Origin of the sequence: Polaribacter marinivivus, from assembly GCF_042651285.1 — a bacterium.
GTDB lineage: Bacteria > Bacteroidota > Bacteroidia > Flavobacteriales > Flavobacteriaceae > Polaribacter > Polaribacter marinivivus.
The window spans coordinates 214,351-237,260 of sequence record NZ_JBHSCY010000002.1 but is presented as its reverse complement, the minus strand read 5'-3'; the positions used below and the strand labels follow the sequence as shown (position 1 = coordinate 237,260).

General features: G+C 28.0%; 21 protein-coding genes. 13 read left to right on the top strand and 8 right to left on the bottom strand.

Annotation, left to right across the window (positions count from 1 at the left end; all coding sequences use genetic code 11):
- Positions 1-128 precede the first annotated feature (128 nt).
- The 4 genes from ACFOWD_RS09120 to ACFOWD_RS09105 all read left to right on the top strand — a co-directional run bounded on the left by ACFOWD_RS09120 (position 129) and on the right by ACFOWD_RS09105 (position 3,570).
- Positions 129-323: a hypothetical protein gene (locus tag ACFOWD_RS09120; protein ID WP_377409960.1), complete on the top strand. Its 195-nt coding sequence runs from the start codon at positions 129-131 to the stop codon at positions 321-323.
- 295 nt (positions 324-618) lie between these two features.
- Complete coding sequence (locus ACFOWD_RS09115; RefSeq protein ID WP_377409958.1) at positions 619-1,491, top strand: hypothetical protein; 873 nt, start codon at positions 619-621, stop codon at positions 1,489-1,491.
- A 102-nt stretch (positions 1,492-1,593) separates the two neighbouring features.
- Complete coding sequence (locus ACFOWD_RS09110; RefSeq protein WP_298993620.1) at positions 1,594-2,568, top strand: hypothetical protein; 975 nt, start codon at positions 1,594-1,596, stop codon at positions 2,566-2,568.
- Between the two features lie 87 nt (positions 2,569-2,655).
- On the top strand, positions 2,656-3,570 hold the full coding sequence (locus tag ACFOWD_RS09105) for a hypothetical protein (protein WP_377409956.1): 915 nt from the start codon (positions 2,656-2,658) through the stop codon (positions 3,568-3,570).
- Positions 3,571-3,572: 2 nt separating this feature from the next.
- On the opposite strand, the gene ACFOWD_RS09100 is transcribed toward ACFOWD_RS09105, so the two are convergent.
- Together ACFOWD_RS09100 and idi are read right to left on the bottom strand one after the other, a co-directional pair.
- Positions 3,573-3,989 (bottom strand): 6-pyruvoyl trahydropterin synthase family protein, encoded by a 417-nt coding sequence (locus ACFOWD_RS09100; RefSeq protein WP_298993623.1) that lies wholly within the window; start codon positions 3,987-3,989, stop codon positions 3,573-3,575.
- Positions 3,982-4,500 (bottom strand): isopentenyl-diphosphate Delta-isomerase, encoded by a 519-nt coding sequence (idi, locus tag ACFOWD_RS09095; RefSeq protein ID WP_298993625.1) that lies wholly within the window; start codon positions 4,498-4,500, stop codon positions 3,982-3,984. Before idi ends, ACFOWD_RS09100 begins: the two co-directional genes overlap by 8 nt.
- 118 nt (positions 4,501-4,618) lie before the next feature.
- On the opposite strand from idi, the gene ACFOWD_RS09090 reads away from it, so the two are divergent.
- From ACFOWD_RS09090 to ACFOWD_RS09055, 8 genes are all read left to right on the top strand, one after another.
- Complete coding sequence (locus ACFOWD_RS09090) at positions 4,619-5,314, top strand: peptidylprolyl isomerase (RefSeq protein WP_377409953.1); 696 nt, start codon at positions 4,619-4,621, stop codon at positions 5,312-5,314.
- 44 nt (positions 5,315-5,358) lie between these two features.
- Positions 5,359-6,951, top strand: a complete 1,593-nt coding sequence (locus ACFOWD_RS09085) for a peptide chain release factor 3 (protein WP_377409951.1) — start codon at positions 5,359-5,361, stop codon at positions 6,949-6,951.
- Between the two features lie 3 nt (positions 6,952-6,954).
- Positions 6,955-8,526 (top strand): hypothetical protein, encoded by a 1,572-nt coding sequence (locus tag ACFOWD_RS09080; protein ID WP_377409949.1) that lies wholly within the window; start codon positions 6,955-6,957, stop codon positions 8,524-8,526.
- 58 nt (positions 8,527-8,584) lie between these two features.
- Entirely contained in the window at positions 8,585-9,514 is a 930-nt protein-coding gene (locus ACFOWD_RS09075) for a peptidylprolyl isomerase (RefSeq protein WP_377409947.1), read from the top strand.
- A 183-nt stretch (positions 9,515-9,697) separates the two neighbouring features.
- The gene (locus tag ACFOWD_RS09070) at positions 9,698-11,398 is read left to right on the top strand and encodes an ATP-binding protein (RefSeq protein ID WP_377409945.1); all 1,701 of its coding nucleotides are present in this window, start codon (positions 9,698-9,700) and stop codon (positions 11,396-11,398) included.
- Positions 11,399-13,087: an ATP-binding protein gene (locus ACFOWD_RS09065; protein WP_377409943.1), complete on the top strand. Its 1,689-nt coding sequence runs from the start codon at positions 11,399-11,401 to the stop codon at positions 13,085-13,087.
- 57 nt (positions 13,088-13,144) lie between these two features.
- Positions 13,145-14,830, top strand: coding sequence for a response regulator (locus ACFOWD_RS09060; protein ID WP_377409941.1), 1,686 nt, complete (start codon positions 13,145-13,147; stop codon positions 14,828-14,830).
- Between the two features lies 1 nt (position 14,831).
- Complete coding sequence (locus tag ACFOWD_RS09055; protein WP_377409939.1) at positions 14,832-16,514, top strand: ATP-binding protein; 1,683 nt, start codon at positions 14,832-14,834, stop codon at positions 16,512-16,514.
- A 51-nt stretch (positions 16,515-16,565) separates the two neighbouring features.
- Here the strand turns inward: ACFOWD_RS09055 and leuB are convergent, their stop codons facing one another.
- From leuB to leuC, 4 genes are read right to left on the bottom strand one after another with little or no spacing between them, the layout of a single operon-like run.
- Entirely contained in the window at positions 16,566-17,621 is a 1,056-nt protein-coding gene (gene leuB / locus ACFOWD_RS09050) for a 3-isopropylmalate dehydrogenase (protein ID WP_377409937.1), read from the bottom strand.
- Between the two features lie 50 nt (positions 17,622-17,671).
- Entirely contained in the window at positions 17,672-19,192 is a 1,521-nt protein-coding gene (locus tag ACFOWD_RS09045) for an alpha-isopropylmalate synthase regulatory domain-containing protein (protein ID WP_377409935.1), read from the bottom strand.
- A 24-nt stretch (positions 19,193-19,216) separates the two neighbouring features.
- A complete protein-coding gene (leuD, locus tag ACFOWD_RS09040) occupies positions 19,217-19,816 on the bottom strand; it encodes a 3-isopropylmalate dehydratase small subunit (RefSeq protein ID WP_377409934.1) in 600 nt (199 codons plus the stop codon).
- Positions 19,817-19,826: 10 nt separating this feature from the next.
- Entirely contained in the window at positions 19,827-21,230 is a 1,404-nt protein-coding gene (gene leuC, locus ACFOWD_RS09035) for a 3-isopropylmalate dehydratase large subunit (RefSeq protein WP_377409932.1), read from the bottom strand.
- Positions 21,231-21,528: 298 nt separating this feature from the next.
- Between leuC and ACFOWD_RS09030 the strand changes: the two genes are divergently transcribed.
- Positions 21,529-21,981 (top strand): YybH family protein, encoded by a 453-nt coding sequence (locus ACFOWD_RS09030; protein ID WP_377409930.1) that lies wholly within the window; start codon positions 21,529-21,531, stop codon positions 21,979-21,981.
- Positions 21,982-22,068: 87 nt separating this feature from the next.
- Here ACFOWD_RS09030 and ACFOWD_RS09025 read toward each other — a convergent pair whose 3' ends face one another.
- Entirely contained in the window at positions 22,069-22,263 is a 195-nt protein-coding gene (locus tag ACFOWD_RS09025) for a cold-shock protein (protein ID WP_298993650.1), read from the bottom strand.
- Positions 22,264-22,617: 354 nt separating this feature from the next.
- A complete protein-coding gene (locus ACFOWD_RS09020; protein ID WP_377409928.1) occupies positions 22,618-22,863 on the bottom strand; it encodes a hypothetical protein in 246 nt (81 codons plus the stop codon).
- Between the last annotated feature and the right edge of the window lie 47 nt (positions 22,864-22,910).

Below are 22,910 nucleotides of genomic sequence, written 5' to 3'. Positions count from 1 at the left end.
AGGCAACAATTGTTTATAAATATAAATCACTAATAAAACTAATGAATTTATTAATGATCATTAGTGTAACGTTTTACATACATTTACTACAAATATAAGTAAATAGATAATTTAACATTAATGAAACTATGGGTATATTTTGGGATTTAATTCAACAAAGTGAAATTCAAGAACAAAGCAAAAAAGCTAAAAATTTAGAGGAAAGAGTTTTAATATTAGAGAAAGAATTATCAGAAACTAAAACAGTTCTTAAAAAGACACTTATGGCTCTTGAAAACTATCTAGAAAAAGATATTGATGGTGATGGAAAAACAGGTTTTTAGTTTCTAAATAGAACGTTAAATACAGTATAAATAATTAACTAAGACAATATGGACGGATTTAACATAATTATAATAATTGCAATAATATTGTTTGCAAGACTTGGAATTCGTTTAATTATTGGGTACAAAAAAAGTAAAAAGAAAGATTAAGGTTATTTTTAAATAATATCAATACTTTACTTGGTTTTTTAACATTATTTAAAATGCATTTTTGGTTATATTTACACCATCTATTTATTGGGGGGATAAAGTGATAAAGAAACAACTTTTTACTAGCATATTTTTTCTTTTATTTTTGCACAGTTTCGCTGTACAAAGAACATTATATGTAGATGGTTTTAATAATATTCTTGGTAGCCCAATGAAAGAAGATAAGCTACTTAAGTTTGCTGAAAGAAATAGTTTCAATACTCTAATTCTATATCAATTAAATAAAGTAGATAAAAGGTTCCCTTTAACTGACCCAATAAAAAATAGCACTTTAGCTAAATTTATCTCAAAAGCTAAGCTTAAATTCGGAATTCCAAATATTGGCGCTTCTGGTGAAGCTGCTTCTTTTTTTATAAATAAAATTGATATTTATAATAAATCTAGAAAAAAACGAGAAGAAAAGTTTGATATTTATAATTTAGAATATGAATACTGGTCTTCTAAAGCATCTGGTATAGATGGTTATTATTGCATTAATTATTTAGAAGAAAACATGATTCCTTGTGGAAGAGAAGGTTCTTTTAAGTTTTTTATCGATAATTTAAAAGATTTAAAAAAATTAACCTCTAACAGTAAACATAAAGTAGAAGTTGAAGCTTATGCATCTTTTTACACCCCTAATGAAATAAAAGAAATCATAAAAAACTGTGATAGATTATCAATAAGAGCTTTTGGTAAAAATCCTAAATTAAGTTATTCTTCAGCTAGAAGAAATTTAGATTATTTATTTAAAACAAAATCCAAAATAAAAACTTCAATTTTATTTTCTACAACAATGTCTAATCTTGGTCGTTGGTTAAAGTTCGATTCCTTAGACAAAGGTGAATCTCTTTTTATTAGAGAAATGAATATAGATAACTCACTCATTGAAAAAAATGTAAACATAAAAAGTTTCAGTTATCATGTTTATTCAGATTTAGAAAAATCTTTAAGTTATTACTCTTATAGAAAAAACTAGAACGTTTTTTTTGAATAAATTTTTTAAAGAAACTTGTTTTTTATCGATTTATTATTTTTTTTATACTTTTACTATAACTTTTAACCCCTTAACCCCTATAAAATGAAAAGGATAACCCCAGCAATCCTAGTCATAATGCTATGTGCTATTTTTAAAACATATAGCTCAGAGAGAATTCTTTATGTAGACCAGTTCTACTCTATATTAGGCAACCAAGCCAAAGAAAATGACTTATTAAACTTTACAATTTCTAACGGATTTAATAAAATTATCTTATACGATTTACATAAGGTAAATAGAGATTATCCGCTTGCTGACGCAACAAAAAATGGTATACTAGCTAAATTTATATACAAAGCCAAAAAGAGCTTTGGTATTAAGGAAGTAGGAGGCTCAGGAGAAAGTGGTGAATTCTTTATAAAAGCAATTCATGCTTACAATGAGTCTAGAAAAATATCAGCAGAAAAATTTGATTCCTATAATTTAGAATATGAATATTGGAAAGAAGATGACTCTAAAGATGGAGGTTATTATTGCGAAAATTATCTAAAAAATAATGGTAAATCTTGTGATAGAAATGGAACTTTTAGTTTCTTTTTAAAATCATTACAAACCATGAGAACTTTAGCTGATAAAAATAATCATCCTGTTAAAGTTGAAGCTTATGTTGGAAAGTTTAAAAAACACGAAATTCAGAAAATATCTAATTATGTAGATAGATTATTGGTTCATGTTTATGTAAGAAACCCTAAAAGTGGTTTTAATTATGCAAATAAAAGGTTACAGTATTTATCAGAAGTAAAAAACAAACCTAAAGTTTCTATAATATATTCTTCAGAAACGCTTTTTATGGGAGGTTGGTTAAAATTTAACTCATTAAAAAAAGGAGAAGAAATATTTGTAGATACTATGAAAAATAGAGATAGACACTTATTATCTAAAATTAATTTTACAAATTTTACTTATTATAACTATAACCAATTATCTAAATCTTTAAAATATTACAAAAAATTATCAGCTTTAGCTTTTAATAAAAACAAAAAAGAAAATCAAGATTTTACATTAGCCTCTAGGTAGTTTTTGATATTAAAATGTTAAATAATAATTAAAATAAAACAAAAATAATTTTTAATTTATTATATTTAAATCAAATTCTCCCAGTTTATGAAGAAGTTAATGTACTTTATAATCTTTGTTAGTACCATAAATTCTTACGGTCTACAAAGAATTTTATATGTTGATGGTTTTATAGATATCTTAGGAAATAAAGCTAAAGAAAACGAATTACTTACTCTTGCAAGCGAAAACAATTTTAAAAGTTTAATACTTTACGATTTAGATAAGATCGATAAAAAATTATTTCATTTAGCGGACTCAACTAAAAACAATGTTTTAATCAATTTTATAAAAAAAGCAAAAACAGTTTATAAAATAAAAGAAATTGGTGCTTCTGGTGAAAATGGAGGTTTTTTTATTAATGAGATAGATGCATATAATAAAACTAGAAAAGACCCTTTAGAGAGGTTTGATGTTTACAATTTAGAGTATGAATATTGGAAAACTACCAAATCTGATTTGGGTGGGTATTATTGTGAAAATTATTTAAGAAAAAATGGTATTCCTTGTACAAGAGAAGGTAGTTATAAATACTATTTAGAAACACTATCTATTATGAATTGTCTCGCAGAAGAAAGCGATACTCCAATAAAAGTTGAGGCATACATAGGAAAATATCAGAATAAAGAAATTAAACATATAACGAATAATGTTGACAGGCTTTTAATAAGTTCTTATGAATCTTCTCCTAAAAAAGCATTTAAAAACATAAAAAATAGATTAAATATTTTTATTAGAAATAACGCTAAAATAGAACTTTCTATAATTTTGTCATCAGAAGTAAGATATATGGGTGGCTTTCTAAAATATAGCTCTTTAGATGAAGCAGAAAAAGAACTTTTAAGTTATTTAAATACAGACCAAAATAAATTAAACTTTACTGGCTTTACTTACTATAATTATAGCTATTTAAAGAAAAGTTTAGACTTTTTTAATTTTAGAAAAACGGGTGTTAGAAGATAAGTTTAATGATCTCCAGAATAACTTACAAAATTCCTTGGAGTTTCATACAGAGTAACTTTTAAATCTAAATTGTCTGGTAAATGTTTTCTTAATTTATCATAAGTTACTACACAAATATTTTCAGCTGTTGGGTTTAGTTCTTTAAATTCAGGCACTTCAATATTTAAATTTTTATGATCAAAACAATCTTCAATCTCAGATTTAATAATATCTTTTAATTTACCTAAATCATAAACATAACCAGTTTCAGCATTAATTTCGCCAGTTAAAGAAACAATTAATTCGTAGTTATGACCATGAAAATTTGGGTTACTACACTTACTAAAAACTTCAAAGTTTTTTTCATCAGACCAATCTTTTCTATAAAGTCTATGAGCTGCATTAAAATGTGCTTTTCTATGAACTGTAACTTTAGGCATTTTTTAGTTTTTTATAAGATTCTTTAAAAATAATTTTAAACCACTCTGTATAAATATCAGGATTGTTTTCTATGTCATTTTTAACATCTTCTAACAACATCCATTTATAGCTTTCTACTTCCTCTTTATTAATATTAGGTTCACCATCAAAATCACCAACCATAACATGGTCTAATTCGTGTTCTGTTAAACCATTTTCAAACGGAGCTTTGTAAATAAAAGAAAATACTTCTTTTAACTCTGTTGTAAAACCCATTTCTTCTTGTAATCTTCTCTTACCAGCTTCTATATTAGTTTCTCCTTCTCTTTGGTGAGAACAACAAGTATTGGTCCATAACAAAGGTGAATGATATTTATGAGCTGCTCTTTGTTGCAATAATAATTCTCCTTTATTATTAAAAGTAAAAACAGAAAAAGCTCTATGCAAAACTGCTTTTTCATGAGCTTCCATTTTAGGCATTAAACCTATTTGATTATCATTTTTATCAACTAAAACTACAAGTTCTTCCATAAGTTGCAAAGATATAGAATCATTTACCTTTAAAACTTAAAATTTTTATAAAACCATTTGTTTTGTTTGCTTTTGTTTTGATGGCTATCTTTGAAACCTATTCAAATAAATACTAAGCGTGAAATTTTTTAGTAAAGCACTACTACTATCTCTAATTATTCTTTGTTCTTGTCATCAAAAAGAAAAGCAGAAACAGAAAATACAACCTCAAATAACAGAAAAAAATATAAAAAAAGTTAAAGAAAAAGTGGTTGAAAAATCTTGGGATAGTTTAAACAGTTCTAATGTTGAAGCTTTTTTAACTGAATATGGTAAACAAAACCCAGAAACAAAAGTTATTATAAAAACAAAATTTGGCAATATAAAATTACGTTTATATGAAGATGTGCCAATACATAGAGCTAACTTTATATTTCTTACTAAAATTGGTTATTTTAATACAACAGTTATCTACAGAGTAGCAAAAAATTTTGTAATTCAAGGAGGTAATTCAGATAATTGGTATACTCAAAAACAAAGAAGAAAGTATGGTAATTATTTAATGCAGCCAGAATTTAAAAAGCATAGAACACATAAATATGGAGCATTAGCAGCTGCTAGAGAATGGGAAAACAATCCAGATAAACTATCTAGTCCTTTCGAGTTTTATATGGTTCATAAAAGAAGTGGAGCTCATCATTTAGATGGTGAACATACTGTTTTTGGTGAAGTAATTTCTGGATTTGATACAATGGATAAGATTTCTAGAGTTAAAGTAGGTGTAGATGAATGGCCTATTGATGACATACCAATTACTATAGAAATTTTAGATTGATAATTGTCTTTGTAAAACCTATCTTTGCACCTCAAATTTTGTAAATGAGTTTTTTAAAAGAAATAGAGCGTAGAAGAACATTTGGTATTATTTCGCATCCAGATGCAGGTAAAACTACATTAACAGAAAAGTTACTTTTATTTGGTGGTGCAATTCAAGAAGCTGGTGCAGTAAAGAATAATAAAATCAAAAAGAGTGCTACTTCCGATTTTATGGAAATTGAACGTCAAAGAGGTATATCTGTTGCTACTTCTGTTTTGGCATTTAATTACAAAAACAAAAAAATAAATATCCTAGATACTCCAGGTCACAAAGACTTTGCTGAAGATACCTTTAGAACCCTTACAGCTGTAGATAGTGTTATTGTGGTAATTGATGTTGCAAAAGGTGTTGAGCCACAGACAGAGAAACTTGTAGAAGTTTGTAGAATGCGTCAAATACCAATGCTTGTTTTTATTAATAAACTAGATAGAGAAGGTAAAGATGCTTTTGATTTATTAGATGAAGTAGAGCAAAAATTAGGTTTACGAGTAACTCCTATGAGCTTCCCTATTGGTATGGGTTATGATTTTAAGGGAATTTATAATATTTGGGAGAAAAAATTAAACTTATTTTCTGGTGATAAAAAAACGACCATTTCTAAAGGAATAGAATTTGATGATTTATCAAATCCTGAATTAGATAAAGTTGTTGGAGAAACTGCAGCAGAAACATTAAGAGAAGAGTTAGAATTGATTGATGAAGTGTATCCTCCTTTTAATCAAAAAGAATATTTAGAAGGCGATTTACAACCTGTATTTTTTGGTTCTGCTTTAAATAATTTCGGAGTAAAAGAATTGTTAGACGCATTTATTGAAATTGCGCCTTCTCCTCAACCTAAAAAAGCAGAAGAGCGTTTAGTAGATTCTAAAGAGCAAAAAATGTCTGGTTTTGTGTTTAAAATCCATGCTAATATGGATCCTAAACATAGAGATAGATTAGCTTTCGTTAAAATTGTTTCTGGTACTTTTAAAAGAAACTCACCATACTTACATGTTAGAAATGGAAAGAAAGTAAAATTTTCTAGCCCTAATGCCTTTTTTGCTGAGAAAAAAGAAATAGTAGACGAATCATATCCAGGAGATATAGTTGGCTTACATGATACAGGTACTTTTAAAATTGGTGATACATTAACAGAAGGTGAAGAACTTAATTTTAGAGGTATTCCAAGTTTTTCACCAGAACATTTTAGATATGTAAATAATGCAGATCCTATGAAATCTAAACAATTATATAAAGGTTTAGATCAATTAATGGATGAAGGTGTAGCACAATTATTTATTTTAGAAATGAATGGTAGACGTGTTATTGGTACAGTTGGTGCTTTACAATTTGAAGTTATTCAATATCGTTTAGAACACGAATATGGTGCTAAATGTACTTACGAAAATTTAAGTGTCCATAAAGCTTGTTGGGTAGAACCTACAGATTCTAAAAATGAGGAGTTTAAAGAATTTAAAAGAGTAAAACAACGTTACTTAGCAAAAGATAAACAAGGTCAACTTGTTTTCTTAGCTGACTCAGCTTTTACAATTCAAATGACACAAAGTAAATATCCATCAGTTAAGTTGCATTTTACTAGTGAATTTAAAAAATAACAGATGAAAAACATACTATTTATATGCTTTCTCTTTTTAGGTCTACAAACAGGGTTCTCTCAAATTTTAACTTTAGAAGATCTTGAGCCAAAAGAATTACATAACAGTATACGTTTAAACTACACTTTAGTTCATCAACCAACAGATAAAGTAGGTTATACATTGCAACCTACCATGGGTTTTATTGGTTTAACTTATAATATACCTTTAAATGATTGGTTATATACTGGTGCTGGTTTTCATACAGCCATTACTGGTGATCAAGGAGGTTTATTTACACTAGGTGTTACTTTAGGGGTAAATTTTCCTATCTATAGAGATCTTTATTTTGATGCAAATGTTCATTTTGCTGGTGGTGGAGGCTATAGATCTCTTGTAAATGGAGGTGGAATGTTATACCCAAATGCAGGAATACAATACAAGAAAAATGGTTATTCTTTTGGAGTACAATATGGTTATGTTAACTTCTTTACAGGCATTCAGAAAAGTGATAATATTTCATTTTTTGTAGAAATACCTTCTACTTTAAGAACAAGTTCTTATGAAAAGGCTCAAAAAACATTTGTTGCTAAAAATACATCTAAAGAAGAAGTTTTTACCAAACCTGGGGTAAAAAGTGTACAACAAGTTACATTTGATTACTTTTTTCCAAGAGGAAGATCTAGAACTGACGCAAGTACAGACCCAAGATATCAACCTATTACAAATACATTATCTATTATTGGGTTTGAATATCAAAGATATTTAAATACTAATACTTTTATCTATGCTCAGTTAGATGCCATGTATGGTGGTTTAACAGCTGGTTTTATGGATATGTTTATTGGTGCAGGAAAAAACTTCATAGAAACAAAGCACGTTAACTTTTTCGCAAAATTTGGAATAGGTGCTGCTGGTGGTAGAATTTTTCCTGAAGGTGGTTTAACTATGTACCCAAATGCAGGAGCAGATATTCGATTCTCAGAAAGATTTGGGGTAAGTTTACATGGAGGATATCATAAAGCTTTAGGAGGAATAGCAAGTTTTGAAGCTCTGACTGCTGGTTTTAGTTTAAAATATTACAGTTTAAGTGGAGGAACAAAAGATCCGTTCACAAATAAAGAATACACTAAAATAAAGACACAAGGCATTCGATTAGCGTTACAAAATCAAACCTATTTTGATGTTGCAAAATTTGGAATTCCTGATAGCGATTTACAATTAATCGCAATTAAAGTATTATATGATATTAACAAAAGATTTTATGTTTCTGGGGAAGCTTCATTTGCTTACGAAGGTAAATCTGGTGGTTATGCACATGGAATTTTCGGTTTAGGAATAAGATCTAATAAATTTGCAAAAAATAAACTTTCTTTATTTGCAGAAGCTGCTGGTGGTGTTGCTGGTGGTGGAAGGGTTGATTCTGGAGAAGGAATTTTAATTAGACCTACTGCTGGTATAAACTATCATATAAACAATGATTTTTCATTAAACCTTGCAGGTGGTCAAATGTGGTCTCCTTTTGGTAATGTAAACTCAGCGAATATTAACATTGGATTATCTTATGGGATATCTATGTTAAACACAAAAAAATAAATTTATTCTGATACTATTTTTCAGAATCATTAATACTAATTGAATAATAAATATAAATATGAATAACGGAATCTACGCAAAGTTCACAACTCCAAAAGGTGAAATCTTAGTACAATTAGAACATGAAAAAACACCAGGAACAGTTGGTAATTTTGTTGCATTAGCAGAAGGTAATTTAGAAAATTCAGCAAAAAAACAAGGTACTCCATATTATGATGGATTAAAATTTCATAGAGTTATTCCAGATTTTATGATACAAGGAGGTTGCCCTCTTGGAACTGGAACAGGCAGTCCAGGTTATAAATTTGATGACGAGTTTCATCCAGATTTAAAACATGATAAACCTGGAAAATTAGCTATGGCTAACTCTGGTCCAGCTACAAATGGAAGCCAATTTTATATTACACATGTACCTACTCCATGGTTAGATGGTAAGCATACCGTTTTTGGAAGCGTTGTAGAAGGTCAAGATGTTGTAGATGCAGTAGCACAAGGTGATGATATGAAAGTTGAAATTTTAAGAGTTGGTGAAGCTGCTGAAAAATTTAATGCAGTAGAAGCTTTTAGAAAATTTGAAGGAGCAAGAGAAGCACGTGAAGCAGAAGCTAAAGCTAAACAAGCTGAGTTATTAGATAAAGTTGCAGCTGGTTATGATGAAACTGATAGTGGTTTACGTTATAAAATTTTACAAAAAGGAGATGGAAAAAAAGCTACTAAAGGAGCTGGAGTATCTGTTCATTATAAAGGTCAATTATTAGATGGTACTGTATTCGATTCTTCATACAAAAGAAAACAACCTATCGATTTTAATGTTGGTGTTGGTCAAGTAATTTCTGGTTGGGATGAAGGTATTCAACTATTACAAGTAGGTGACAAAGCAAGATTTGTTATTCCATCTCATTTAGCATATGGAGAAAGAGGTGCAGGAGGTGTAATACCACCAAATGCAACTTTAATTTTTGATGTTGAATTAATGAATGTAAACTAATTTAATATTAGATTTAAACAAAAAACTCTCCAAATTTGGAGAGTTTTTTGTTTATAATAATTTATTTTTTACTAAATTGATGTGAAATTTTGATACATCAAAATAATCAAACAAGGTTATGAAGTTATTCCCCCATAAAAAAGATAACTCTTACTTAAAGTTTTCAATATTAATTATTTGTTAATGAAAGAAAACAAAAAGTATATTACTACAAAAAGACGATTTAGAGTAATTTATTTACTCTGTCTCTTCCATGTTATTTTTTCTTTGGCAACAGCAGCTATCTATTATTTTATAGATGTAATGATATATTTAGCAGATGTTACAGTTTTAGTTTATGTTCATTTTATTTCTGCACTACTCTATTTTTTAGGAGCTTATGTTGCAAAAAAAGGATTAGTAAAGTATACTAGAATTTTATTCTTTATTCTGTTAAACTTCAGCATTACAATTACTGCTTCGTATGTTGGTCAAGTTGGTAGTGTAGAATATTTATTTATGTATGCTATAGGTTTACCTTTTATTTTATTTTCTTTTAAAGATGAAAAATATAGCGTTGTTGTATTTTCTTGCTTAGCAGGTTTTTTATGGATTTTAACTAGTGCTACAGACTTTAAACTTTTTACAGATAATCATTTAGATGAGGCTTTTGCATTAAAATATGTATATCCTATTTCCTTGTTATCTACAGCAACTATGGTAATTATTCAGCTGTTTTCATTCTCTAATTTAAATCTTACTTATTATTCTGGAATCTACTCTAAAAGACAAGAAGCTATAGATGCTTCAGAAGCAAAATCTAAGTTTCTAAGTACTATGAGTCATGAGATTAGAACTCCCTTAAATGCAATTATTGGACTTTCTTATATTTTAAAAGATAATGAACCTAGAAAAGATCAAGTAGATAATATTGAGGCCTTAAATTATTCTGGAAAAATATTATTGAACTTATTAAATAATGTATTGGATTTTAGCAAAATGCAATCAACTAAAATTGAATTAGACAACATTCCTACAGATTTAAAAAATGCATTTAGACAATTAAAAAAAATATACGAACCACAATGTATTAAAAAAGGGATTCAACTTAACGTTAATATAGATGATAAAATACCTATTGTAATGTTAGATATAGTTCGTTTTAATCAAGTAATTACAAACCTGTTAAACAATGCTATTAAATTTACAGAGAAAGGCAGAGTAAATTTAAACATAAAAAAAGGTTTACAAATAGATGGCAAAGTAAATGTACATACAGAAGTAACAGATACTGGTATTGGTATTCCAAAAAGTAAACAAAAAAAAATATGGGAACCTTTTACACAAGCTTCAACTTCTACTACAAGAATTTATGGTGGTACAGGTTTAGGCTTACCAATTGTAAAAAGTATTATAGAAGTAATGGGTTCTAAAATTATTTTACGAAGTAAAGTAGGTAAAGGAAGTCGTTTTTATTTTAAATTAAAACTTGATGTTGCTAAAGAAGAAAAGATTGTGAATTCAGCTAAAGAAATAAAGTTTAATGGAGAAAAACTATTATTAGTAGAAGATAACCCAATAAATGTAATGGTTGGTAAACAAATACTAATAAAATCTAATTTAAAAGTAGAATCAGTTATTAATGGGCAACAAGCAGTAGACAAATTAAAAGAAGAAAATTATGACATTGTTTTAATGGATATAAACATGCCTGTTATGGATGGTTATAAAGCAACTAAAGAAATACGAAAATTTAATTCTGAAGTACCCATTTTAGCTCTTTCTGCTGAGGTTTTTTCTGAAGTTAAAGATAAAATTTCTGATTGTGGCATGAATGGTTTTATCTATAAACCATTTACTCCCAATAATTTATTATCTAATGTAAAAGATTTTTTAATCAAATAAATGAAATCAAAAAATAAAAACAGATTACAATTCTCTAAAAGACGAAGAAAAGTTATTTACATAAGTTCTCTTGTAAATATTTTTTCTGCACTCATCTTTGCTGTTGTTTTTTATTATACTGGTTTTAAATCTTTAGCTTATATAGTTGGGTTTAGTTCTTTTTTATTTTTAGTTTCTTCAATTCTAACTAAAAAAGGAAATGTAAAAATTGCTAGATCATTATTTATATTAAATTTTAATTTAAGTGTTGCCATTGTTGCTTCTTATGTAGGTAAAAACGCAAGTATAGAATTCTTTTTACTCTATGCTTTGGGTATTCCTTTTACTTTTTTTTCTATTAGAAGAGAAAAAATTTGGGTTTTATTATATGCATTTTTACCAGTATTATTATTAACATTATTATACATATATAACTTTAATTTTTTTGGTGTAGAGCAGTTAGATCCAGAATTTGCAAAGAACAATATATATCCTTTTTCAATGACATTTACTTTGTTATTGATTGTATTTCAATTAATCTATTTTTCATATATAAATGCTGGTTTTAACAAATCTGTGCAAGAAAAAAAGACAAAAGCAATAGAAGCATCCAATGCAAAATCTCAGTTTTTAAGTACAATGAGTCATGAAATTAGAACTCCACTAAATGCTGTAATAGGATTATCTCATATTTTAGGAGACAATAATCCAAAAGAAGATCAAATTCAAAATATTGAAGCATTAAATTATTCAGGAAAAATTTTATTAAATCTACTGAACAATGTGTTAGATTTTAGTAAAATGCAAAAAGATGAAATTGAATTAGATAATACACCTTTAGACTTATTAGCAGCCATAAAACAAATTAAAAAAGTTCATGAAGCATCTTGTATAAAAAAAGGTATTGATATGGTTTTAGATGTAGATAAAACTATACCTTTTGTTTGGTTAGATATTGTTAGGTTTAATCAAGTAATAAATAATTTGGTCACAAATGCTATTAAATTTACAGAAAAAGGTAGTGTAACTTTAAGAATTACAAAAGAAAAACAAACCAATAAAAATGTAACCCTTTTAACTGAGGTTATTGATACTGGTATTGGAATTCCTGCAGATAAACATGAAACCATTTGGGAAGCATTTTCACAAGCTTCTACTGATACAAATAGACTTTATGGAGGTACTGGATTAGGCTTACCAATAGTTAAAAGTATAGTTAACAGAATGGGGGCAGACATAAAAATAGATAGTACAAAAGGAAAAGGTAGTCGATTTTATTTTACTTTAGATTTACCTATTGCAACTAAAGAAGAATTAAAGAAAACTACAGAGGTAAAAGATTTTAATTTTGAAGGCATTAAAGTTTTATTAGTTGAAGACAATGAAATAAATGTAATGGTTGGTGTACAAATATTAGAAAAAGCTAATCTTAAGGTAGACATAGCTCTAGATGGTTTAATGGCTGTTCATAAAGCAAAAAATAATGATTATGATATAATATTAATGGACATACAAATGCCAATTTTAGATGGATATCAGGCAACAAAAAAAATTAGAGAGTTTGATAAAGACATCCCAATTATTGCCTTATCTGCTTCTGTTTACATGCAATCTAAAAACGACTTAGAAGATTCTAAAATAGATGGTTTTATCTTTAAACCGTTTAAACCTCAAGACCTTTTAAATCAAATTGAAAAATTTACTCAATAATTAGTATACGATTTTAAAAATTTATTTTGTATATTTAAGTTTATATCCTAATAAACTATGTCTGATTTCTCCCTAAGACGTGTTCAAATTATATATACCCTATCTCTGATAACAGCGGGTATAGCTCTATTAGTAGCTATTATTGCATACTTTTTAAACGTTCCTGATTTAATTTACTTTCATTTTTTCACCATATCAATATTTTTGATTGCTGCTTTAATTGCAAAAAAAGGAAAACTTAGAGCTCCAAGATTTATTTATTTCTTTACACTTAATATAGCTATTGTAGTTACTGCATCTTATGTGGGTAAATATGGTGGAGTAGAATTTATGTTAATGTATGCTTTAGCACTCCCCTACATGATATTTTCTTTTAAAAGCGAAACACATTATATGTTTTCTTTTTCTTTATTATCTATACTACTTTGGGTAATGCTATATATCACAGATTTTAATCTTATAACTAATTCAAAATTAGATATTTTAATTGCAAAAGATGTAGTTTATCCAATTTCAATTGTTACAACTTTATCATTGGTTACATTTCAATTGTTTTATTTTTCATATTTAAATTCAATACATTCTACTACAGTTCATATTAAAAAAGATGAAGCAATAGATGCATCTAATGCAAAATCTCAGTTTTTAAGCACAATGAGTCATGAAATTAGAACTCCTTTAAATGCTGTAATTGGTTTATCTCATATTTTAGCTGATAATACACCAAGAGAAGATCAAAAAGAAAACATAAATGCTTTAAATTACTCAGGTAAGATTTTATTAAATCTACTAAACAATGTTTTAGATTTCAGTAAAATGCAATCTAAAGAAATTGAACTTGATAATATTCCTACAGACTTATCTCTAGCAGTAAAACAAATAAAAAAAATACATGAGGTAAATTGTATAAAAAAAGGAATCTCTATGCATCTTGAAATAGATGAAGATATTCCTATTGTAAACTTAGATATTGTAAGGTTTAATCAAGTTTTAAATAATTTAGTTTCAAACGCTATAAAATTTACCAATAAAGGAAGTGTACATTTAATTATAAAAAAGAAAAAAGAATCTAATGGTTTTGTAGAAATCTACACTGAAGTAGCTGATACTGGTATTGGAATACCAGAAGACAAACAAAAAACCATATGGGATGCTTTTACACAAGCATCTAACTCCACAAACCGTCTTTATGGTGGCACTGGCTTAGGATTACCTATTGTAAAAAGTATAATAAAAGCAATGAAATCTGATGTTTTTATTGAAAGTGAAGTTGGTAAAGGAAGTAAGTTTTATTTTACAATAAGTCTTAAAACAACTTCAGAAAAAGAAATAGAAACTATATCTGAAAAAAAAGAATATAAATTTAAAGGGAAAAAAATTCTTATAGTAGAAGACAACTTAATCAATTCTATGGTTGCTAAACAAATTTTAACAAAAGCTGGTCTTAAAGTTAGCGAAGTTCAAGATGGTTTAGCTGCAGTTAAAGCCGTTAAAAAATCCAATTTTGATCTTGTTATAATGGATATACAAATGCCAATTATGGATGGCTATACAGCTACAAGCGAAATTAGAAAGTTTAATAAAGACATTCCTGTAATTGCATTATCTGCTTCTGTTTTTATGGAGGTTAAAGATAGAATTGAAGCTTGTGGAATGGATGGTTTTATATTTAAACCTTTTAATCCAGATGATTTGCTATTTGAAATAGATAAAGCATTAGAAACAAACAGAAACCAAAACTAATATGCAAATAAAAGAAGCCTTTTCTAAAAGAAGAGTAAGGTTAATGTTTGTTTTAACATTAATTAATATAGGTTTTGCCATATTTTGTACCATTTTATCTCATCAATTTGGTTTTATTTGGTTAAGAGATTATAACGCTCTTAATACTTTAGCTTATGTTTTTGCAGCATATTTAGCTTTAAAAGAAATTCTTAATTGGTCAAGGGTTATTTATTTACTTACTAGTAATATAGGGTTAGCAGTTATTGCCTCTTATGTTGGTAGAGAAGGCAGTGTAGAGTTTGTATACATGTTTAATATTGGCTTACCTTTTATTTTATTCTCGTTTAGAAGAGAAAAATATTTGGTGTTTATATTTACCCTATTACCATTACTTTTTTGGACAATTCTCTATTTAACAGATTTTGATTTATTTACAGTAAGAAAATTAGACAAAATTTCTGCTTCTGAATATATATACCCAATTTCTATAGCAAGTACTATTTTTCTAGTTATTTTTCAGTTGATTTATTTCTGTTTACTTAATATGAGATATTTCTCTAACATCCGCAAAAAAAGAGTTGAAGCACTAGAGGCCTCTGAAGCCAAATCACAGTTTTTAAGTACAATGAGTCATGAGATAAGAACTCCATTAAATGCCATCATTGGTCTATCTCATATTTTAGCTGATAATGAGCCCAGAAAAGATCAATTAGAAAATATTAATGCACTTAGTTATTCAGGAAAAATACTCTTAAATCTTCTTAATAATGTATTAGATTTTAGCAAAATGCAGTCAACTAATATTGAGTTAGACCCTATTCCTACAGACCTTTCTTTAGCTGTGAAACAAATTAAAAAAATACATGAAGCTTCTTGTTTAAGAAAAGGAATTGAGATGAAACTTGATGTAGATGATGATATTCCTATAGTAATGTTAGATATTGTTAGGTATAATCAAATTGTAAATAATTTAGTTTCTAATGCTATAAAATTTACAGACAAGGGTAAAGTAACCTTAAAAATCAAAAAGTATTTTGCATATGATGACAATGTTGAAATTTTAACTCAGGTTACAGATACTGGAATTGGAATAGAAGAAGACAAGCAACAAACCATTTGGGAAGCATTTAGTCAAGCATCTAATACTACTTCTAGAATATATGGAGGTACTGGTTTAGGTTTGCCAATTGTAAAAAGTATTGTTGAAACAATGGATTCAGAAATTAAAGTTGAAAGTGAAATTGGAGAAGGAAGTACTTTTTATTTTATTTTGGATTTAAAAGTTGTGCCAGAACAAGAACTTGAAAAAAAGACCAAAAAGAGAAAGAATAACTTAGAAGGCATTAAAGTTTTATTAGTAGAAGACAACTTAATAAATGTTATGGTTGGTCAACAAATATTAGAAAAAGCAAAACTTATTGTTGATGTTGCAAACGATGGCATGTCTGCTGTAGAAAAAATAAAAGAAAAAGATTATGATGTAGTTTTAATGGACATTCAAATGCCAGTTATGGATGGTTATACAGCTACAAAAGAAATTCGAAAATTTAACAAAGAACTACCCATTTTAGCATTATCAGCCTCTGTTTTTATGGAAGTTAAAGATAAAATTTCTGCTTCAGGAATGAATGGTTTTATATTTAAACCTTTTAATCCAGAAGATTTACTAGACCAAATACATAGAGTAACTAAGAATACATAAAAAAAGCTCTCATATTTTGAGAGCTTTTAATTTTATATATATTTTCTAAAACTAAATATTATTAGCTAACCAATCTCCCACTTCAGAAGTACCATAAGATTTTCCACCATCAGCTAAATCTTCTGTAACAATACCTTCATTTAAAGCTTTGTTTACTGCTTCTCTTATAGCTTTTCCTTCTGTATGTAAACCAAAGTTTTCGAACATCATAGCTGCAGATAAAACTGTAGCCATTGGATTTGCAATATTTAAACCTGTTGCTTGTGGATAAGAACCATGTATAGGCTCAAATAAGCCAATTTTTGAACCCAAAGACGCACTAGGCATTAAACCCATAGAACCAGAAATTACAGAAGCTTCATCAGTTAAAATATCTCCAAATAAATTTTCTGTTATTAAAACATCATAACTATTTGGCCACTGAACTAAACGCATTGCAACTGCATCAACAAACTCATAAGACACCTCAACTTCTGGATAATCTTTTTCCATTGCTTGTACAGTTTCTCTCCATAATCTTGAAGTCTCTAAAACATTGGCTTTATCTACACAACATAATTTTTTAGAACGTGTCATGGCTAATTCAAATCCTTTTTTAGCCAATCTTTGAACTTCAGCTCTAGTGTAAACACAGTTATCATAAGCAATTTCTCCTTCTTCTCTTCTACCCTTTTCTCCAAAGTAAATTCCTCCTGTTAATTCACGTAAAAAAACTAAATCTGTACCTTCTATTCTTTCTCTTTTTAAAGGAGATTTATCTAATAAAGAAGGAAATGTAAATGTTGGTCTAACATTAGCAAATAAACCTAATTTTTTACGCATTTTTAATAATCCTTGTTCTGGACGAACCTTTGCAGATGGATCATTATCAAAACGTGGATGACCAATAGCACCAAATAAAACAGCATCTGAAGAAGCACAAATTTCATGTGTTTCATCAGGATAAGGCTCACCAACAGCATCAATAGCAGCAGCACCTGTTAAGGCTGGTCTCCAATTAATTTCATGATTAAATTTTTTTGCAACAGCATCAGATACTTTTACAGCTTGTTCTATGACTTCTGGTCCAATACCATCTCCTGCTAATAAGGCTATATTTAATTTCATTTTTTTGTTTTGCTTTTGTCTCTTGGCATTTAGCTAAATGCTAAAAGCTATTATATAATATTCAACATCTTTTCTGTGGCTTTAATAGCAGATACTGTTTGATCTGAATCTAAACCACGTGTTATAAATTCTTTTTTTTCTTTTTTCCAAGTGATAATCGTTTCACATAAAGCATCAGAATTACTCCCAGGTGGAATTCTAACAGCATAATCTATTAACTTTGGTAAGTCTTTTTTACTATGCGTTTTATATAATTTCTTTAGAGCGTTCATAAATGCATCATATTGTCCATCTCCCTGTGCATGAGCTTCATATAATACACCTTCTACTCTTAATTGTAAAGTAGTTGAAGGTTTCATACCTCTTGCATGACCCAATACATAATTCTCTACAATAACTCTTCTTTCAATTTTATCACTACTTAATACATCAGAAATAATATAAGGTAGATCATCTTGAGAAACAACTTCTTTTTTATCTCCTAACTCAATAATTCTTTGAGTTACTTTTTTTAAATCTTCATCATTTAAACTTAACCCTAAATCTTGTAAATTCTTTTGAATATTTGCCTTACCTGATGTTTTACCTAATGCATATTTACGTTTTCTCCCAAAACGTTCTGGCATTAAATCATTAAAATATAAGTTGTTTTTGTTATCTCCATCTGCATGAATGCCTGCTGTTTGCGTAAATACATTTGCACCTACAACTGGTTTATTTACTGGAATTCTAAAACCTGAAAAAGTTTCTACTAACTTACTTACTTTATTTAAAGCAGTTTCGTTTACATTAATTTTTACATCATTTAAAAAGTCATTAATAACTGCAACTACACTTGCCATTGGTGCATTTCCTGCACGCTCACCCATTCCATTAATCGTTAAATGCAAGCCATTAACACCAGCTTTTACAGACTCTAAAACATTAGCAACACCAAGATCATAATCATTATGTCCATGAAAATCGATATGAAGATTTGGATATTTACTTCTTACTTCAGAAATAAAATCATGTGTTTCATCTGGGGTTAAAATTCCTAAAGTATCTGGTAATAAAATTCTTTCTACTTTTTGATTTGTTAAAAAATCTAAAAACTGAAAGACATAGTCCTTAGAATTTCGCATTCCATTAGACCAATCTTCTAAATAAACGTTTGTTTTAATTCCGTTTTTAGTTGCTAAATCTATAGTTGCCTTTATGTCAGAAAAATGATCTTCAGGTGTTTTTTTAAGTTGATATTTTAAATGATTTAAAGATCCTTTTGTTAGTAAATTCTGAACTTTTGCTCCTGCATCTAACATCCAATCTATAGATTTACCTCCATCAACAAAGGTTAAGACTTCTATTTTATCTAGTAAATTTTGCTCTTTTGCCCAAGAAGTTATTTTTTGAACAGCTTCTAATTCACCCAAAGAAACACGAGCAGATGCAATTTCTATACGATCTACTTTTAATTCTTCTAATAAAAGTTTTGCAATAGTTAATTTTTCTGAAACTGTAAATGATACACCTGATGTTTGTTCTCCATCACGTAAAGTAGTATCCATTATTTCAATGCTTCTTACAGACATAAATCAAACTTAAAAAATGGATTTTTAAAAAGGTCTTGTTTCTGCAAAAGCAGCGATTTCATTTTCGATATTTTTTAAATAATCAATATCATCAAAACCATTTAACATATTATCTTTTTTGTAACTATTAATCTCAAAAGTTTCAGATTCTCCTGTTGATAAAAGAGTTACTGTTTGATTTGGTAAATCTACCTTAATTTCAGTTTTTGGGTCAGCAAAAATGGCATCAAATAATTTGTCTGCAAACAATGCAGAAACTTGAACTGGCAAAACACCAATGTTTAAACAATTATTTTTAAATATATCTGCAAAAGCTGATGAAATAACACATCTTAAACCAAAATCATAAACAGACCAAGCTGCATGTTCTCTAGAAGAACCTGAACCAAAATTTCTACCTCCTACTAAAATTTTAGAACCCGCATAAATTTCTTTATTTAAAGGAAAATCTGGTTTTGGTGTTCCATCTTGATTAAATCTCCAATCACGAAAAAAGTTTATATCAAAATCTTTACGCTCTGTTGCTTTTAAAAAACGAGCAGGAATAATTTGATCTGTATCTACATTTTCTGTTGGTAATGGATAAGCTGTACTTGTTAATACATTAAATTTATCGTAAGCCATTTTCTTAATTTTAAGCAGTTTGTAATAATGTTCTAGGATCTGTAACTACCCCTTCTACAGCAGAAGCAGCAGCAACTAATGGACTAGCTAATAAAGTTCTAGAACCAGGTCCTTGACGACCTTCAAAATTTCTATTTGATGTAGATACTGATAACTTTCCTGCTGGAATTTTATCATCATTCATAGCTAAACATGCAGAACAACCTGGTTCTCTAAGTTCGAAACCAGCATTAGCTATAATTTTATCTAAGCCTTCTGCTTTTATTTGATCTACAACTTTATGAGAACCAGGCACTAACCAAGCTGTAACATGTTCTGCTTTTTTACGACCTTCTACTATTGAGCAAAATGCTCTAAAATCTTCTATTCTTCCATTTGTACAAGAACCTAAGAATACAAAATCTATTTGTTTACCAATCATGGCTTCACCTTCATTAAAAGACATGTAACCCAAAGATTTTTTATAAGTTTCAACACCACCTTCTACAGATGCTGCATTTGGGATAGATTTTGTAACACCAATTCCCATACCTGGGTTTGTACCATAGGTAATCATTGGCTCTATATCTGAAGCATTATAATTAAATTCAGCATCAAATTCTGCACCTTCTTCTGTGTATAAAGTTTCCCAATATTTCATGGCTTTATTCCAATCTTCTCCTTTAGGAGTTTGAGAACGCCCTTTTATATAATCAAATGTTTTTGCATCTGGTGCAATCATTCCTCCTCTAGCACCCATTTCTATAGATAAATTACAAACGGTCATTCTTCCTTCCATAGTCATATCTTCGAAAACATCACCAGCATATTCTACAAAATATCCTGTTGCACCAGAAGTAGTTTGCTGAGCAATAATATATAATGCAACATCTTTTGGTGTTACTCCTGCACCAAGTTTTCCATTTACGTTAATACGCATTTTTTTAGGTTTTGGTTGCATAATACATTGCGTAGATAAAACCATTTCCACCTCTGAAGTACCAATACCAAAAGCTATAGCTCCAAAAGCACCATGAGTAGATGTATGTGAATCTCCACAAACAATAGTAGCTCCAGGTAAAGTAATTCCGTTTTCTGGACCAACTACATGTACAATACCATTGTTTTTATCACCTAAACCCCAGTGAGAAATACCATATTTAGCAGCATTTCTTTCTAACGCATTTAATTGATTTGCAGATAATGGATCTGCTACTGGTAAATGTTGATTTATTGTTGGTGTGTTATGATCTGCTGTAGCAAAAGTACGTTCTGGATAAACAACACTATTACCTCTACTTTCTAATCCTAAAAAAGCGACTGGACTTGTTACTTCGTGAATAAAATGACGATCAATAAAAAATACATCTGGTCCATCTTCTATACTTCTTACTACATGAGAATCCCATACTTTATCAAATAATGTTTTTGCCATTTCTTTGGTTTTATTACTAAACAACTATCAAAAATAATTGGAAACTTTAAAAGGATATAAATTTAAGATTGTACAACACTATATTCAGCTTAAAGCTATACAATTAACTAATTGATATTTAATAAATTAAAAGGTTTAAAAATACGATGTCTAAATATTTTTAAAATCGTTTTATTTTTAAACTCATAAACTGAGATTGGGTAAATAAATCCTATTTTTAAAATAATTATATTTAAATCAGAGTTATATAATTATTAATTTAGTTTTTAGAATCAATAAAACCTTCAATTAAAAAAACATGAAAATATATTCTTTTTTACTTTTTCTCTTTTTTTCTTCTTCTTTATGTTCACAGACATTTATTGGCAATCAAAAAGATATTGATAAGATACTTTCAAATATTAAATCATTCTCTGTTTCTGTAATGAATTCTGATTATAAATCTATAGGCTTAGCATACACTGAAGATGCCAAGATTTTTCCTAATAATAAAGAGATTCTTAAAGGTAAGGAAGCAATTATTAATTATTGGGTTCTTCCAAAAGGGTTTAAAACAAAATATCATAAAATTAAACCTGAAGAAATAAAAATTATTGGTGATGAAGCTTATGATTATGGATATTATGAAGGAATAACTTTAAGACCAGATGGATCAGAATCTAATTGGAAAGGGAAATATGTAATTGTTTGGAAAAAAATAAATGGAGATTGGAAAATGTATTTAGATATTTGGAATAGTATAAAACAATAAATGTTTAAGTTCTTAGTATAAAAAAAGACCGTTTAAAAACGGTCTTTTTTATTATAATTTATCTTTTAGAAGATAAAATATTTAGAATTAGTCTATAACTTGTACGTCTATAGCATTTAATCCTTTTCTTCCTTGTTCAGTATTAAACTGTACTTTGTCATCTTCTCTAATATCGTCTGTTAAACCAGAATTATGAACAAAAATATCTTCTCCTGTTTCTGATGATTTAATAAATCCGAATCCTTTTGAATTGTTGAAAAATTTTACTGTGCCTTCTTGCATCTTTACTTAATTTTAAATTATTTATTATTTTATCACAAAAAAGAAACCTAATTAAGACAACATATTAAAAATATGATAAAATTGTAAACAACTTTTTAACTTAAAACACTATTGAAAAAGTAATTGTAAAAATAAAATTGGAAAGAAGAGAAAACTCGAAAAAACTAATTGTATATATACTACCTTAAAACCCTATAGGTATCTTTTATTGTGGTGCAAACTTAGACTAATTAATTTAAGCCACCTAATTATTTATCATAAAAGAAAATTTATATACTATTTAAATTAAATAAATTAAAATAAATGTTATAATCTATAAACTTATATTGAAAATAATTGTATCAATTGTAACTGCTACTTTCTATAATTTAATTCATTTTTATTTTGAGATATAGGATTATCTTCATAAAAATCTTCAAACGTTTTTTCTGTTTTATAGTTATCTGTTAATACTTTATAAACCATAATTAGTAGAAAAACTTGACCAATTACTGTTAAATAAAAAATCCAAGAAAAAGAATAATTAAGCGCTGCTAAAATTGTTATAAAAAACAATAAAAACGTTGTAATAGCAATATAAGTTTGTATTGATACTTTCATTATAAAATATTTTGTTTAAAATTAATTTAAATATATTAAACAAAATA

Excerpts from the sequence above, each read along its gene's own strand:
- ACFOWD_RS09120 (WP_377409960.1), top strand. The coding sequence starts at position 129 with ATGGGTATATTTTGGGATTTAATTCAACAAAGTGAAATTCAAGAACAA.
- ACFOWD_RS09110 (WP_298993620.1), top strand. The coding sequence starts at position 1,594 with ATGAAAAGGATAACCCCAGCAATCCTAGTCATAATGCTATGTGCTATT.
- ACFOWD_RS09105 (WP_377409956.1), top strand. The coding sequence starts at position 2,656 with ATGAAGAAGTTAATGTACTTTATAATCTTTGTTAGTACCATAAATTCT.
- ACFOWD_RS09100 (WP_298993623.1), bottom strand. The coding sequence starts at position 3,989 with ATGCCTAAAGTTACAGTTCATAGAAAAGCACATTTTAATGCAGCTCAT.
- idi (WP_298993625.1), bottom strand. The coding sequence starts at position 4,500 with ATGGAAGAACTTGTAGTTTTAGTTGATAAAAATGATAATCAAATAGGT.
- ACFOWD_RS09085 (WP_377409951.1), top strand. The coding sequence starts at position 5,359 with ATGAGTTTTTTAAAAGAAATAGAGCGTAGAAGAACATTTGGTATTATT.
- ACFOWD_RS09080 (WP_377409949.1), top strand. The coding sequence starts at position 6,955 with ATGAAAAACATACTATTTATATGCTTTCTCTTTTTAGGTCTACAAACA.
- ACFOWD_RS09075 (WP_377409947.1), top strand. The coding sequence starts at position 8,585 with ATGAATAACGGAATCTACGCAAAGTTCACAACTCCAAAAGGTGAAATC.
- ACFOWD_RS09070 (WP_377409945.1), top strand. The coding sequence starts at position 9,698 with ATGAAAGAAAACAAAAAGTATATTACTACAAAAAGACGATTTAGAGTA.
- ACFOWD_RS09065 (WP_377409943.1), top strand. The coding sequence starts at position 11,399 with ATGAAATCAAAAAATAAAAACAGATTACAATTCTCTAAAAGACGAAGA.
- ACFOWD_RS09060 (WP_377409941.1), top strand. The coding sequence starts at position 13,145 with ATGTCTGATTTCTCCCTAAGACGTGTTCAAATTATATATACCCTATCT.
- ACFOWD_RS09055 (WP_377409939.1), top strand. The coding sequence starts at position 14,832 with ATGCAAATAAAAGAAGCCTTTTCTAAAAGAAGAGTAAGGTTAATGTTT.
- leuB (WP_377409937.1), bottom strand. The coding sequence starts at position 17,621 with ATGAAATTAAATATAGCCTTATTAGCAGGAGATGGTATTGGACCAGAA.
- ACFOWD_RS09045 (WP_377409935.1), bottom strand. The coding sequence starts at position 19,192 with ATGTCTGTAAGAAGCATTGAAATAATGGATACTACTTTACGTGATGGA.
- leuD (WP_377409934.1), bottom strand. The coding sequence starts at position 19,816 with ATGGCTTACGATAAATTTAATGTATTAACAAGTACAGCTTATCCATTA.
- leuC (WP_377409932.1), bottom strand. The coding sequence starts at position 21,230 with ATGGCAAAAACATTATTTGATAAAGTATGGGATTCTCATGTAGTAAGA.
- ACFOWD_RS09030 (WP_377409930.1), top strand. The coding sequence starts at position 21,529 with ATGAAAATATATTCTTTTTTACTTTTTCTCTTTTTTTCTTCTTCTTTA.
- ACFOWD_RS09025 (WP_298993650.1), bottom strand. The coding sequence starts at position 22,263 with ATGCAAGAAGGCACAGTAAAATTTTTCAACAATTCAAAAGGATTCGGA.
- ACFOWD_RS09020 (WP_377409928.1), bottom strand. The coding sequence starts at position 22,863 with ATGAAAGTATCAATACAAACTTATATTGCTATTACAACGTTTTTATTG.